This is a genomic window from Streptomyces sp. CBMA152 (genome assembly GCF_014596475.1).
Lineage (GTDB): Bacteria > Actinomycetota > Actinomycetes > Streptomycetales > Streptomycetaceae > Streptomyces.
The window spans coordinates 484,085-497,787 of the sequence record NZ_MECJ01000029.1; the positions used below are offsets into that span (position 1 = coordinate 484,085).

Annotated in this window: 13 protein-coding genes, 1 tRNA gene and 1 pseudogene; 10 read left to right on the top strand and 5 right to left on the bottom strand. The window is 68.6% G+C overall.

The features are described 5' to 3' along the window. Window positions 1-189 precede the first annotated feature (189 nt). The 3 genes from BG418_RS29300 to BG418_RS29310 all read right to left on the bottom strand — a co-directional run bounded on the left by BG418_RS29300 (window position 190) and on the right by BG418_RS29310 (window position 2,766). Window positions 190-921, bottom strand: a complete 732-nt coding sequence (locus BG418_RS29300) for a nucleotidyltransferase family protein (protein WP_188276997.1) — start codon at window positions 919-921, stop codon at window positions 190-192. Between the two features lie 50 nt (window positions 922-971). Beyond that, window positions 972-1,382, bottom strand: coding sequence for a hypothetical protein (locus tag BG418_RS29305; protein ID WP_188276998.1), 411 nt, complete (start codon window positions 1,380-1,382; stop codon window positions 972-974). Between the two features lie 247 nt (window positions 1,383-1,629). Next, entirely contained in the window at window positions 1,630-2,766 is a 1,137-nt protein-coding gene (locus BG418_RS29310) for an ABC transporter ATP-binding protein (protein WP_188276999.1), read from the bottom strand. Window positions 2,767-3,025: 259 nt separating this feature from the next. Between BG418_RS29310 and BG418_RS29315 the strand changes: the two genes are divergently transcribed. Next, window positions 3,026-3,102: transfer RNA gene (locus BG418_RS29315), tRNA-Thr, on the top strand. Between the two features lie 119 nt (window positions 3,103-3,221). Next, the gene (locus BG418_RS29320) at window positions 3,222-5,342 is read left to right on the top strand and encodes a restriction endonuclease (protein ID WP_188277000.1); all 2,121 of its coding nucleotides are present in this window, start codon (window positions 3,222-3,224) and stop codon (window positions 5,340-5,342) included. Between the two features lie 135 nt (window positions 5,343-5,477). On the opposite strand, the pseudogene BG418_RS29325 reads toward BG418_RS29320, so the two are convergent. Next, window positions 5,478-5,600 (bottom strand): annotated as a pseudogene (locus BG418_RS29325) (GNAT family N-acetyltransferase); the annotation flags it as partial. A 79-nt stretch (window positions 5,601-5,679) separates the two neighbouring features. Here BG418_RS29325 and BG418_RS29330 point away from each other — a divergent pair. The 8 genes from BG418_RS29330 to BG418_RS29365 all read left to right on the top strand — a co-directional run bounded on the left by BG418_RS29330 (window position 5,680) and on the right by BG418_RS29365 (window position 13,098). Next, window positions 5,680-7,335 carry a recombinase family protein gene (locus BG418_RS29330; protein ID WP_317453797.1) on the top strand — a complete coding sequence of 552 codons (1,656 nt, stop codon included), beginning with the start codon at window positions 5,680-5,682 and terminating at the stop codon, window positions 7,333-7,335. Window positions 7,336-8,600: 1,265 nt separating this feature from the next. Continuing rightward, on the top strand, window positions 8,601-8,852 hold the full coding sequence (locus BG418_RS29335) for a hypothetical protein (protein WP_188277002.1): 252 nt from the start codon (window positions 8,601-8,603) through the stop codon (window positions 8,850-8,852). Then, window positions 8,845-9,267 (top strand): hypothetical protein, encoded by a 423-nt coding sequence (locus BG418_RS29340; RefSeq protein ID WP_188277003.1) that lies wholly within the window; start codon window positions 8,845-8,847, stop codon window positions 9,265-9,267. Before BG418_RS29335 ends, BG418_RS29340 begins: the two co-directional genes overlap by 8 nt. Window positions 9,268-9,292: 25 nt before the next feature. Continuing rightward, the gene (locus BG418_RS29345) at window positions 9,293-10,135 is read left to right on the top strand and encodes a phage major capsid protein (RefSeq protein WP_188277004.1); all 843 of its coding nucleotides are present in this window, start codon (window positions 9,293-9,295) and stop codon (window positions 10,133-10,135) included. Between the two features lie 547 nt (window positions 10,136-10,682). Further along, a complete protein-coding gene (locus BG418_RS29350) occupies window positions 10,683-11,924 on the top strand; it encodes a helix-turn-helix domain-containing protein (RefSeq protein WP_188277005.1) in 1,242 nt (413 codons plus the stop codon). 125 nt (window positions 11,925-12,049) lie between these two features. Further along, window positions 12,050-12,325 carry a hypothetical protein gene (locus BG418_RS29355; RefSeq protein ID WP_223185538.1) on the top strand — a complete coding sequence of 92 codons (276 nt, stop codon included), beginning with the start codon at window positions 12,050-12,052 and terminating at the stop codon, window positions 12,323-12,325. Then, a complete protein-coding gene (locus BG418_RS29360; RefSeq protein WP_188277006.1) occupies window positions 12,322-12,666 on the top strand; it encodes a hypothetical protein in 345 nt (114 codons plus the stop codon). Before BG418_RS29355 ends, BG418_RS29360 begins: the two co-directional genes overlap by 4 nt. Window positions 12,667-12,903: 237 nt before the next feature. Beyond that, the gene (locus BG418_RS29365) at window positions 12,904-13,098 is read left to right on the top strand and encodes a hypothetical protein (protein ID WP_188277007.1); all 195 of its coding nucleotides are present in this window, start codon (window positions 12,904-12,906) and stop codon (window positions 13,096-13,098) included. A 110-nt stretch (window positions 13,099-13,208) separates the two neighbouring features. Here BG418_RS29365 and BG418_RS29370 read toward each other — a convergent pair whose 3' ends face one another. Then, entirely contained in the window at window positions 13,209-13,685 is a 477-nt protein-coding gene (locus tag BG418_RS29370; protein ID WP_188277008.1) for a GNAT family N-acetyltransferase, read from the bottom strand. Between the last annotated feature and the right edge of the window lie 18 nt (window positions 13,686-13,703).

Consider the following 13,703-nt stretch of genomic DNA (forward strand, 5'->3'; position numbering starts at 1 on the left):
GGGGAACTGCGCGAGCAACCCAGCACGATCCGCAGGCAAACGGGAGCCGGGGTGCAGGGGCCGCAGGCCCCGCGAAGGGGTGCAGGGGGCGGAGCCCCCGCCAGGGGTCCGGGGGCCCGCCCCCGGGAAAGTCGCCTCAGCCCCCACCCACCCACCCCCGGAGGGTCTAGGTGAAGGGGCGGGGTGGGGTCAATTGCCCCGGCCCGACAGCTCCTTCGCCGCTTCCGTCAGATCCTTCGCCGTGTCGATCGCCCGCCAGTACGCCCCGTGCGGCAGCGGATAGCCGGCCAGACGGCGTTCGCGGGCCAGGCGGGGGAACGTGGTGCGCTCATGGTCGCCCCGGTCCGGGAGCAACCCGGTGAAGGCCGCCGAGAACACGTACACACCCGCGTTGATCAGATACGGCGACGGCGGCGACTCGATGAAGTCCGTGATGTGACCGAACGCGTCGGTCTCGACCGCGCCCCACGGGATCCGGGGACGGGCGAGGGCGAGCGTCGCGGTGGCGTCCCGCTCGCCGTGGAAGGCGGCCATCTCGCGCAGGGAGAAGCGCGTCCAGATGTCACCGTTGGTGGCGTACCACGGCCGGTCCGGGTGCGGCAGGCGCGCGGCCGCGTACTTGAGGCCGCCACCGCGCCCCAGCGGCTCCTCCTCGACCACGGTCGTGACGCGCAGCGGCAGCTCCGCCGAGGACAGCCACTCCTGGAGCACACCGGCGAGATGGCCGCAGGAGATCACGGCGTCCGTGACGCCCTCCGCGGCCAGCCAGGCAAGCTGATGGCCGATGATCGGGGTCCCCGTCCCGGGGATCTCGACCATCGGCTTGGGGCGGTCGTCGGTGTACGGACGCAGTCGTGAGCCCTGGCCGCCCGCCAGGACCACGGCCTGCGTCGGGAAGGTCGAAGTCGTGCTCGCAGTCATGCCGTGAACCCTATGCCGTGAACCGGGCGCGGTACGGCTGGGACGGCCGCTCAGGACTCCTGGGCCACGCCCGAGGCGAACGACGTGTCGCAGACGGGCCGCGAGTACGACTGGGCCTTGGCGGGGCCGTACTGCTCCACGGCGGCCCGGCCGAGCGCCCGCGCGATCGACATGCAGTGCTTGGCGAGCGACGGGCGGCGCTCGACCTCGCGCTGGAGGTGGGTGAGGGCGGTGGCGGGGTCCTTCTCCTGGAGCTCCACGAGGAGCGCGTCGCGCAGGACGTCCTGCGGGGCACGGGACTTCGCGCGTACGGAGACGTCCTCGGCGGAGGCGGTCAGCAGCTGCGAGTCGCTGGTCCCGGCCCAGTTGACCCGGGTGACCGCGAGCGTCCCGGACAGGACCAGGACGACGGGCAGGACGAGAGCTAGGGTGCGGCCGATTCGGCGGGCTGTGTGCGTCACGGAGGCGAGCGTAGCGGGGAGTAATGATTTGGCGACATTTAGTCACCCGGTCGGGGGATGGTTCGAGGCGCCGTTTCGAATCCGGTGTTGACGAACAGAGTTCGAAATGGCCGTTGTGCCGGGGTATTTGTCGACACGCTCCGGCCGGATCCCCGGAAGGTGCGGAGCCCCGCACCCAGGTAGGTGGGTGCGGGGCTCGCTGACGTGCCGCCGTACGTCAGTCGTTGAGGCGCCGGAAGTCGACGGATCAGTCGCTGAGGCGCTCGCCCGTGGACGTCGAGAAGACGTGCGTCTCGCCCGGGCGCGGGACGACGTGGAGCTGGGTGCCCTTCTCCGGGACCGAGCGGCCGTTCACGCGGACCACGAGGTCCTTCTGCTCGCCGCCGACCTCGGCGGTGCCGTAGACGTAACCGTCGGCGCCGAGCTCCTCGACGACGTTCACGGTCACGGCGAGGCCCGCCGGGGCCTCCTCGGAGTCCTTGGAGAGGGACTTGGCGGCGTCGCCGTTGTGCTCGACGATGTCGAAGTGCTCCGGACGCACGCCGACCGTCACCGTGCGGTCGCCCTTGTCGGCGGCCGCGGCCAGCGCCTCACGGCTCACCGGCACCACGCTGTTGCCGAACTTCACACCGCCGTCGGTGATCGGGACCTCGACCAGGTTCATGGCCGGGGAGCCGATGAAGCCGGCGACGAAGAGGTTGGCCGGGCGGTCGTACATGTTGCGCGGCGAGTCCACCTGCTGGAGCAGGCCGTCCTTGAGCACGGCCACGCGGTCGCCCATGGTCATGGCCTCGACCTGGTCGTGGGTGACGTACACCGTGGTGATGCCGAGGCGCCGCTGGAGCGAGGCGATCTGCGTACGGGTGGAGACCCGCAGCTTGGCGTCGAGGTTCGAGAGCGGCTCGTCCATGAGGAAGACCTGCGGCTCGCGGACGATCGCGCGGCCCATCGCGACGCGCTGGCGCTGACCGCCGGAGAGCGCCTTGGGCTTGCGGTCCAGGTAGTCGGTGAGGTCGAGGATCTTCGCCGCCTCCTCGACCTTCTTGCGGATCTCCGCCTTGTTGACGCCCGCGATCTTGAGCGCGAAGCCCATGTTGTCGGCGACGCTCATGTGCGGGTACAGCGCGTAGTTCTGGAACACCATCGCGATGTCCCGGTCCTTCGGGGGGAGGTGCGTGACGTCGCGCTCACCGATGCGGATGGCGCCGCCGTTGACGTCCTCAAGCCCCGCGAGCATCCGCAGCGAGGTGGACTTTCCGCAGCCCGAGGGGCCGACGAGGACGAGGAACTCGCCGTCCTCGATCTCGATGTCGAGGCCGTCGACCGCGGGCTTGGTGGAGCCCGGGTAGATCCGCGTCGCCTTGTCGAACGTGACAGTGGCCATGGGAGACCTGTCCCTTCACCGGCAGGAACGTGCCGGACGATCCGAGTAGAGGGAGAAGTGGTGTAGTCCACCTGGGTGGACTGGGACGAGACGCTACCCGCAGATGTCCGGTCTGTCAGCAGTCAGGAGAACGGGAAGTTCGTCAGCCCGGCCGACCCCGACTCCGTGGAGCGCCGAATCGGGCTCTGTGTAGAGTGAGGGAGCCCTTCGTACGCGGGCCGTTCCGGTGGGAGTCTCCGGTGGGACGAACGCGCGCGATGCCGCCTTAGCTCAGTTGGCTAGAGCGCTTGACTTGTAATCTTGAGGTCGTCGGTTCGATTCCGACAGGCGGCTCCATCGCACCACACCGCACCACCCTGTCCCGGACCGATCATGGTCCGGGACAATTGTTTTTCCGGGGCCATGGTGCGGGTGTGCCGGGCGGGGCAGCAGGGGTCAGAGGGGGCCATAGGGGTATGAGTCGTCGTTCCAGCGGGCTGATCGGGGTCTGGGCCGAGGCGCAGCGGCAGCAGCAGCGCCAGCAGGAGGCCCAGCGCCGGGCGTCGGTACAGCAGCAGCGGCAGCGCGAACGCGAGCAGCGGGCACAGGAGCGGGACGCCGCGCGCGCCACCCGCGAACAGCAGGCGGCCTACCGCCAGAGCCGGGAGGCGGACGCCAGGCTGCGCACCCAGGAACTGGACGCGCAGGTCGAGGAGCTGACCGGTCTCCTCGCGGCGGGCTGCGCCGCGCCGCCGTTCTCCACCGGCTCGCTGCGGCGCACCCAGCAGAGCGTCGAGCCGTTCGCGCCGGGCGCGCTCGCGCAGCCGATCCCGATGCCGGATCCGGCCCGCTACCAGCCGCAGGGCGGCGGCTGGACCGCCAACCGCCGCGCCCAGTCCCAGCAGGAGGCGCAGGCGAGATACCAGCGGGACTGGGACGCGGCGCAGTTGGCCGAGACCGAGCGGCGCCGGCAGCTGGCCGAGTACCGGGCCCAGTACGACGCCTGGGCGGCCACGCGGCAGTCCGAGCTCCATGGCCACAACCAGGGCGTCGAGGAGCTGGTGACCGGGCTGCGGGCGGCCGAGCCGGGCGCGGTGGTGGAGTACTTCTCGGCCGCCCTGTACGCGGCGGACGGCTGGCCGGAGGGCTTCCCGCGCCGGCTGTCGTGCTCGTACGACCGGGGCGCGAAGCAGCTGGTGCTGGACTGGGAGCTGCCCGGCTTCGACGTCGTTCCGGAGGCCAAGTCCGTACGCTATGTGGCCAGTTCGGACGAGGAGCGGGAGTCCGCGCGCCCGGTGACCCAGCGGCGGGCGCTCTACCGGGACACGCTCGCCCAGAGCGTGCTGCTCGTGGTGCGGGACCTGTTCGCGGCCGACGAGTACGGCGTACTGGAGTCGGTGGCGTTCAACGGCTTCGTCGACGACGTCGATCCGGCGAACGGGCGGCGGGCCGAGATCTTCCTGGCCACGGTGATGGTGGACCGGGCCGCGTTCCAGGGCCTCCACCTGGAGCAGGTGAGCGCGGTGGACTGCCTGGTGGACGCGTTGCACGGGCAGCTCTCCGCCCGTCCCGACCAGCGCGCGGGCGTACGCCCGGTGCGGCGGCCCGGCGAGTTGGGCGCGGGCGTCCTCTCGCACGGCAGCGACGAGGACGAGCCCGATCTGTTCGTGATGGACCCGATCGAATTCGAGGTCCTGGTCGCCGAGTTGTTCCGCGCGCGGGGCATGCGGGCGGTGACCACGCAGCGCTCGAACGACGGCGGCGTCGACGTCGAGGCGCTCGACGCGGACCCGATCAGCGGCGGCCGCATCATCGTCCAGGTCAAGCGCTACCGGAACACGGTCCCGCCGACGGCCGTACGCGACCTGTACGGCACCGTCCAGGGCGCCGGGGCCAACAAGGGCGTCCTGGTGACGACTTCGGGCTTCGGCCCCGGCTCGTACGCCTTCGCCCAGGGCAAGCCGCTGACGCTGGTGTCGGGGGCGGAGCTGGTGGAGCTGCTGCACGAGTGCGGGTTGCGGGGGCGGCTGGGGGAGCGGGGCGAGCGGGCGACGCCGACGCCCACGTTGGTGGACACGCCGCTGGCTCCGCCTCCTTCGGAGTCTTCTGAGGAGGACTTCAACGTCCTGGGGATGACGTGGGCCGGGCCGGTGGCGCTGGATGTGTGCGTGCTGGTGTGCGCGGGGAACCGGGTGCTGGACGACGACCACTTCGTGTTCTTCAACAACCGCGAGGTGCCCGGGGGTTCGGTACGGATGGTGCCGGGCGCGGTCGAGGACCGCGCGGCGGTCCGGGTCGCCTTCGACGCCCTCCCGCCACGCGCGGACCGCCTCGTCCTGGTCGCCTCCGTCGACCCCGAGGTCAACCCGGACGCGGACCTGTCCGGCTTCACCGACGCGGGCATCCTGCTGCGGGACGCGTCGGGCACGGAGCTGGACCGCCTCCCGGTCTCGGAGGGCCGCGCGGGCGAAACGGCCCTGGTCCTCGGGTCGTTCCGCCGCCGCGCGGGCGACGACTGGGACTTCGTGTTGGGGGGACGGGGGTATGTGGGCGGTCTGGAGGCGCTGATCGGGGACTTCGGGATAGAGGTGGAGTAGGGGGGGCGCGGGTTCAGGCGGGGGGCGGCGCGTCCGGGGACGGGGTGCCGCTGTGCCCACCCGTGCCGCCCCTAGCGGCACGCATGCCCACAGCGGCGGCGAAGGGGGCGGCGTGTAAGCCCACGGCGCTTGGGGCTACTTCGCCGCCCCAAGCTCCCCCAACGCCCCGTCCGCCAGCCGATAGACCGTCCACTCGTCCTGCGGTCGCGCCCCCAGGGACTCGTAGAAGGCGATCGACGGGGTGTTCCAGTTCAGGACCCAGCACCGGTCTTTCTGCGCCGCGTAACGGCCCTCACTGGATGTCTGCGACTTGTTCGCACACATCGGAGGGCCACCCGTGCCAAGCGCAGAAGCGCAAGTCATAGCTGTCATCTACCTGCGGCTGTCTCACGACACTTTCGTGTCGGACTCCCTGGAGGGACAGGAAGAGGACTGCCGCCGCCGGGCGAAGGAACTGGGCGCAACAGAGATCAAGATTTTCAGGGAGGTCGTGTCAGCGTCCAAGGCGAAGGTCCGCCGTCCCGAGTTCGACGCGATGGCCGAGTACGTGAAGGAGCACCGCCCGGCGTTCCTCGTGGCCTGGAAGTGGGATCGCGTGAGCCGACAGGGCATCCGCCAACTCGCGGACGTGGTGGAGCTGGTCGAGGACACAGGCGTCCGGTTCGTCTCCCTCAAAGACAACTTGGACTCCGCCAACCCCGGTTGGGTCACCCTGGCGTCGTTTCTCGCGGAGCAGGCCAAGGAGGAGGCCAAGAACATCCAGATCCGGGTCTCCGCACGTCAGCTCCGGGATCGCGAGAAGGGCCGCTGGATCAAGGAGCGCCCGTTCGGGTTCGCGGTCAACAGTGACCGTCGCCTGGAGCCCCACCCCGTAGAGGCGAAGATCGTCCGAGGCATGGTGGAAGAGTTCCTGGCGGGTGGCACCCTGCGAGGCATCGCGGTGCGGTTGACCGCCGACAAGGTCCCGACTCTCCGGTACGCCAAACGTGCGGAACTCCTGGCGAAGCTGCGGGAGGCAGACCGGCACGAGGAGGCCCACCTCCTGGAGACGGAGTCTCCCATCCGCTCCAAGGATTCCTGGGGCTTGACGACAGTCCGCCACATCCTCACGTCCCCGGTGCTGGCCGGGTACATGGTCCATGGCGGAAAGATCGCGGTGGACTCGGACGGCGAGCCCATCCAGGTGGGCCAGGGCATCGTCACGCTCGTGGAACACCGCCGGATTCTGGCGCGGCTCGACTCCCGCAAGGGCACGGTGAAGAAGCCGGGAAGGCGAACCGGCAAGGGCGGGTCCCCGGGCCGTCCGGTGACCTTCCTCCTGGCCGGGTTCATCCGCTGCGGAGACTGTGGCGGCCCGATGGTCGGCAACCGTCGCAAGCCGCCCCGCCGCTCCTACTACCGGTGCGGAGCGGGCAAGCACGGGCATCCGTGCTCACAGGGCAACGTCGGCGCCCAGCCCCTGGAGCGCCTGGTGGCGGACCGGGCCCTCTCCCGGCTGGCCAAGCTAGGCCCGGAGGACCCGCTCCTGGCGGCCGTAGCCAAGCGCTGGTTGGCGACGTACGCGCCCGAGTACGACGCCGAACGCTCGGAGTTCGAGAACAAGGTCCAGTCTCTCCGGACCCGCTTGGAGTCTCTGGAGGTGGCCCGGTGGGAGCGGGGCGAGTTCGAGGACGCGGAGGGGGCGGCCCGCTACGAACGGCTCCGCGCCCGGATCTCAGAACAACTGGCGGCCGTTGAGAACGCCCTCTCCAAGCTGCCTGAGCCGGTCATCGACCTGTCGATGTTGCTCGACCCGGAGGAGGCCATAGAGGTCCTGTCCGCCGGGCACGGCCGCACCTTGGAGACTCGGCGAGAGGTGTTGGGCTTGATCCTTCAGCGCGCGTACATCGTGTCCGACGGCATGAACATTCACCCGGTGTGGGTCGGCCAGGAGGACACGTACATCCCGGTCCGCGAGCGTGAACCCATCGGTGCAATGCCTGCCGCTGCGTAGGACACCACAAGGCGCCAGGGCTCGCTTTCCCTTCGGGGAGGGCGGGCCCCTTTCGTGTGCGCCTGACGACTTCCGTTTGGCCCGCAGAAGCTTCTACCGCTCCAGGCACTCGGGGCGGAGACGATCCCCCCAGCCGCGCAGGACGCGCGAGCGGGGTGCAGCGATGTAACGGACGTCAGTGCATCTCCCCGACGTTCCCGAACATCGCCAGATCACGGGCTCTGCGCCACAAAGGCGCAGGGTTTCTGCAACTCGAAGGAGATCCCGCATGATCGCACGCATATTCTCCGCAGACGACATTCGCTGGTTTCAGGGGCAGACAGCCGCATCGGGGCCTGTCTATCCCGTGTCAGATTTTCTGCACACGTGCACGTCCTGGCTCCCGGACGGCCTGGTCCGGTCTGACGCATGGGGTATGTACCTTCAAATGTGTGGAGCAGGCCGACGGCCAGAGATGGGGCGTAACTCCTTCTATTCACAAGTGGAGCACGTGCGCCAATTCCGCGTCGTGACTGTTCGCGGCGTGCGCCGATACCGCACCCTCGCGCCGGAGTGAGTCGATCACCTGTCACGTAATCGATGAGTCGTTACCTCCTACTACTCCTTCCCTTAAAGCGCGATATAAGAAGGAGTAGCCAGCCGTAACGACTCCTCCGTTTAGAGACATCGGGAGGTAGACATAGTGCGTGGCCTGTGCGAGATATGCGGATACCGCATCCAGGGGCGCAGGAGGGCGGCACTGTACTGCGGCGACGCCTGCAAGCAACGAGCTTACCGAGAACGGAAGCTTCGACGCCGTGCCCGATGCGTCACTTGCGCGTTGTGTCGCGACGAGTTCGTGACCTATGACCTCCGGCTCAAGCGGTGCCCCAGGGAAGATGCCTCAGAGGAATGCGAGGAACTTCGGGAGGCCATCGAGATGAAGCGGGACTGGCCTCAGAACAAGCCCGGCGCTGCATGCGCCCACTGCGGCGAGCCTGTTGGTGGACCAGCGCGCGGACGCCCCCGAAAATTCTGTTCGCCAGCGCATAGAAAAGCAGCGGAGAGAGCCCGGAAGTCGTCGCATGGCCAATAGATACTAGAGCCCGTTGTAACGGCACTCAGTTCATTCAAACGAGGGCATCTCCCTGCTGGCTCTCATCCCGGCAGCATCCGGGAGCGCCTCCCCTGGCGTGTACCAACTGGCCCTCCAACCTCGCGTCCCGTTTCCCCGGGTCGTGGGGTTTCTTCATGCCCAAATACAGATGCCCACACGGGGGTTCTCGATGGTGACCGAACGAATCAACCTTCTGCGGCGCCTGATCGCCGCCCTATCCGATGCCCTCCATTTGGCGAACGGCCACGGTGAGCGGGAGTGGGCCGCCGAGTTCTCCGCCCTGCGGGACTCCACGGCGCGGGAGCTGAATACGACCGTGGAGCGAGCGTTTACGAACGGCGTGCTCTCCGAGGCGGAGGTCCGGAACGCCCTGCGTCCGATCTACAGCGCTCAGCACGAGGCGGTGAGCACCCGTGTCTGAACCGGACGGCTTCCCGCCCGCTCCGGCCGATGACCGGCCCGTGACGCCGGATCCGGATGACGCGGCGGAGACAGAGGCGGACCGCCTCCGTGCGGAGGTGGCGGAGCTGCGCCGTGAGCGCGACGCCCGGGAGCTTCGGGACACCCTGGACGGCCTTGTACGCCGCTTCCCACATCTCACTCCCGGGATTGCCCAGGCCCTGGGCGACAGCGTGCCTGTGAAGCGTCTGGACGCCGTGGCGGGCGCGATCAACCGGGCGATGTCTGACGCCCTCACCCCGCGCGGGCCGGGGAGCGGCGGGCTCGACCCCACGGGCGGGGGCGGCCGGTCGATGACCTGGGACCAGGTCTTCACTCAGGCCCGCCAGAACCGCGCCCACGGCCAGGGCGCCACCGTCGTCGGCAATCTTCGCTGACCCCCACGACTAGGAGCAGAGCAGCATGTCTCTACTGACCAGCTCCGCCGGTGTCGGCGGAATCACCCCCGATGACTACGGCCCGCTCATCGTTCAGCCCGTGGAGCGGGAGAGCGTGGCTCTCCAGGTGGCCACTCAACTGGCCACGACCGGCACGACCGTTCATATTCCGGTGGTGCAGACCGACGCGGGCGCCAGCTATGTGGCGGAGGGTGCCGAGATCGCGCCCACGGACGCCGCGCTGGGCGAACTCGTGATCACACCGCCGAAGATCGCCGGGCTGTCGATCGTGTCCACTGAACTGTCCGAGGATTCCAACCCTGCGGCACAGCAGATGATCGGGAACGGTCTGGCCCGCTCCATCGCTCGGGCTCTGGACTCTGCGTTCTTCAGTGCCCTTCCGGCTCCGGCTCCGCCGGGCCTGGAGGCGGTGGCTGGCGTCGGCACCGTGAAGGCCGGGACCGCGATCAACAATGCGGACGCCTTCCTGACCGCGATCAGCCAGGCCGAGGAGCAGGGAGCGACCCTGACGGCGTTCGTCGCCCACCCCAGCGACGCCCTGGCCTTGGGCAAGTTGAAGCAGGCCAAGGACTCCAATGTGCCGCTCCTGGGCAACGACTCGACTCTCCCAACCCGCCGCACTGTCCTGGGAGTTCCGATCCACGTGTGCAGCGCGGTGAAGCCCGGCACGATCTGGGGCCTGCCCAAGGACCGAGTCATGATCGTGATGCGGCGGGACGTGCGCGTGGACGTATCCACGGACGCCAAGTTCACCAGCGACCAGGTGGCGGTGAAGGCCACGATGCGGGCGGCCGGAGCCTTCCCTCACCCAGCCGCAATCCAGAAGATCACCATCGGCGCGGCCTGACGCACCGGAGGCCGTGAGCGGGCCGTACGCGCTGCGCCACGGCGCCCTGGCCACCAGCTCTCCACGGTCCTCCCGGCCCCTGCGTGCGGCCCGCTGGTGGTGATCCACCGTGCTCCCCCTGGGGGTGACCCCCTGCCCCCAGGCCGAAAGACCGAAGCGTAATAGCAGGCCGCTGTCTGTACGGGTTCCAAGGTCCGCCAGGCCCCGCCGAACCCACTTCACACTCCTCTGACCTGGAGGAACGGCCGCGCCAGGACTCTCGTGCCCGCCAGGTAAGCGGCCCTAACGGCGGATTCGCCCTCCAAGGCCCCGCCCCTGATGCCCGTCAACGGGCGCCTGGGCCGGGGCCTTTGGCATGTGTTCGGTCCCGGGCTCCTGTCGATTGCGGGCCGCTCAACTTGAGGGCCTGGCGACCAAGCCCCTTGTGCCGACTGGGTGGTTGTGCGCCTTCAGTGTCACGGCCCCGTGCCTGTCCCCCGCTGGGATAGGTGCGGGGCCATTGACGTATCTGCGGGCATACGCTGGACGTGAGCGGGAGGGTGATCCCATGTCCACAGGGTTGGCCGACAACGTCAGGAAGTACCGCCGCACGGCCGGGCTGAGCCAGGAAGGTCTAGCCGAAGCTGCCGACCTGTCACTGAGCACCGTTCGGAAGGTCGAGCAAGGCGGACACGTCAGCATGGAGACCCTTGCCGCCCTGGCCCGTGCGCTAGGGGTTTCCACGTCAGCCCTGTTCGCCACCGAAGCGCCAAAGTCCGTGCTTGGCACAGAGGATGAAGCGAACCGGCGCTACCTCGCGGAGCTGCGACGGGCTCTGATGCCCGCCGTAGGGCTCTCTGCACCCCTCTTCGTGCCCGAACGGGCCGGGGAGCTGTCGGCGCTCCGTAGGGGCGTACAGGAGGGCCACGCACTCTACTGGGCAGACCAGTACGGGGCGGTTGCGAAGCGTCTCCCGTCGCTACTGCGTAGCTCTGAGGCTGCCGTGTCTGCCCTGGATGGTGAGGAGCAACAACACGCGATGATCGCGCGCTGTCACGCGCTACTGCTGACAGGCAAGTACCTGACACAGGTACGGCAGTACGACATGGGCTATTTCGCGTTGGTGGAAGCGATCAAACTTGCCCGTGAAACTGGCCAAACCCAGTTGGCTGCAACGGGAGTTGTGGGGCTCTGCTGGCTGTTGCTGAGGCAAAACAGGTTCGATGAAGCGGAGCAGCTAGCGGCGCAGACGGCGGCGGACATCGAGCCTCGCATGTCAGAGGCGACCCCCGCACGCCTTGCTGTGTGGGGTGAGCTGTGGCTCAGGGTCGCGTCAGCGTCCGTGCGGAACAACCGGCCGGACGTGGCACAGGAAGCCCGCAGGATGGCAGCAACAGCCTCTAGCGCGCTGAACACCGAAGATGAGCGTTTCCCCGAACATTGGGGCGGTTTTGGCCCCGTCACAGCGGAGTTGAAAGCCGTTGAGGACCTGTCCCTAGTAGGTGACGCTCGGGGCGTTCTCCGGCGCGCCGATGACGGGATCTTGAGCGGCAAGGCACTGCGGAGCTACGGCAGGCCAACAGCGCCGAACTGGGGTCGCCACCGGCTCGATGTGGCCCGCGCACACGTCATGACGGGTTCCCATCAAGACGCCATGGACGAGCTGACGCAGCTTCGCCGTACGTCCGGCGAGTGGCTGACTCATCAGCCGATGGCCCGGTATGTCATGGCCGATCTACTCAAGACGCGTAAGCGAACCCTCACCCAAGAGATGCGGAGCATGGCGACTCATCTTGGGGTCGCTGGCTAGGCGCTGCGGAGCGTGATAGTTCCGGCACTGATCTCCATCAACTACCGCTCTGGGTACGTGGATTCAGCGTTTCCGTGGACATAGCTTCTCGGTATCCCACTGTCGAGCGGACCAGGGGCCGAGAGATGGTTCAGAGATCAGATGCCGATCGCCAGCGCAGGCGGGACCTTGCCGACGCTTCGTCGGGTGTCTGGACGCCCACCACTGGCACGTACGCCGTGGACACGACGAGCGGCCGGATCGGTGAGGTACGCCGCCTGTTCGAGGGCTCCGCGTACTTGATCCCTCCCGGCGGTGGCGCCGAATGGACCGTGGCCCCCTCCGCCCTGCGTTCGCCGACCGATGCGGAGACGTGGCAGGCGAAGGTGTGGACGCGCCCCGTGGAAAAGGCGCAGCGGTGAGCGTGAGAAGCACGCTGCGGAGCCTGGTCTACCGCCTATTGCGTCACCCGAACAGCGAAGTAACCATGACGGCCCGCTGCATGTCCGGCGACGGCTGCACCTGGGAGTTGGACGCGACCACGGACCTTGAGGCCGGGGGCGTCGCGATCATGGCGCACACCGCCGAGACGGGGCACGGAATCTTCACCCGCAAGGTGGAGGACGTGGCGGTCGTGGTGCTCGACAACCCGCAGGAGCAGGAGCGCCGCGCGGCGGCCAACCGGCTGGAACTGGCGACCAGTAGCGAAGCACACCGCGAAGCCGCCGAGGAGACCGAGCACGCGCGGGCTGGCCACCTCTGAACTCCCCGTTCCGGTGCATGGGTGAGGTCCATTCCGCCGGAACGGGGGCAAGGTCCTATCCCGGAGGCTCAGTGGGGACTCAGTTTCCGGGGTGGGCAGTTCGGCACAACTCCGCGTGTTGATACCGAAGGAGGCCCACTATGGGCAGGGACGAAGTGAACGGCTACGACGTGGCGGGCGAGGAGATCATCACCCCGGCCGAGCCGCCGCAAGAGCCGGAAGAGAACGGCAATGGAGATGACGAGTAGCAATCCTGGTTCAGGTGACGGGAGTGCCCGCGCAACGGCGCGCCGGTTCCTGAAACGCGATCTGCCGGAGAACTCCGAGCTGTCGTGGCTGTGCCAGATCCACAAGGACCCGGACGCCATGAAGCTGATCGCGCGCACGCGGTACGTGTGCGAGCACTGCCAGCGTGGCAACGTCCGCCGCTGAGCAAGCTCCCGGGCGCGTCGGGTCCCTACCGGCGCGCCCGGGTCTTCGGGGCCTCGGTCCGGCACGTTCCCCCGTGTGCCGGGCCGGGGCTTTCCGCCGGTCAGCGGGTGCTACTCCGCCCCGCCCAGCTTCAACAGCGCGTCATCCGTGACCCGGTTCACGGTCCACTCCGTCATTGACACCGCCCCGAGTGATCGATAGAACTCCACGGCAGGCAAATTCCAGTTCAGGACCGACCACTCCAGGCGGCCGTAGCCGCGTGCCACGCAGATGCGGGCGAGTTCTGTCAGGAGGGCCTTGCCGTGGCCGGCGCCGCGGTGGGTGGGGCGTACGTACAGGTCTTCCAAGTAGATGCCGTGCACTCCCCGCCACGTCGAGAAGTTGAGGAACCAGAGCGCGAAGCCCGCCGGTTCGCCGTCGTCGGCTTCGGCGATGTGCGCGAACGCGGCCGGGTGGTCGCCGAACAGCGCCTCGTGAAGTTGTTCCGGCGTCGCCTTCGCGTCCTCCGGGCACTTCTCGTACTCGGCCAGTTCGCGGACCATGGCGTGGATCACGGGGACATCTGCGGGCGTCGCGGTACGAATCATGGCCGTAGCGTAATCCGG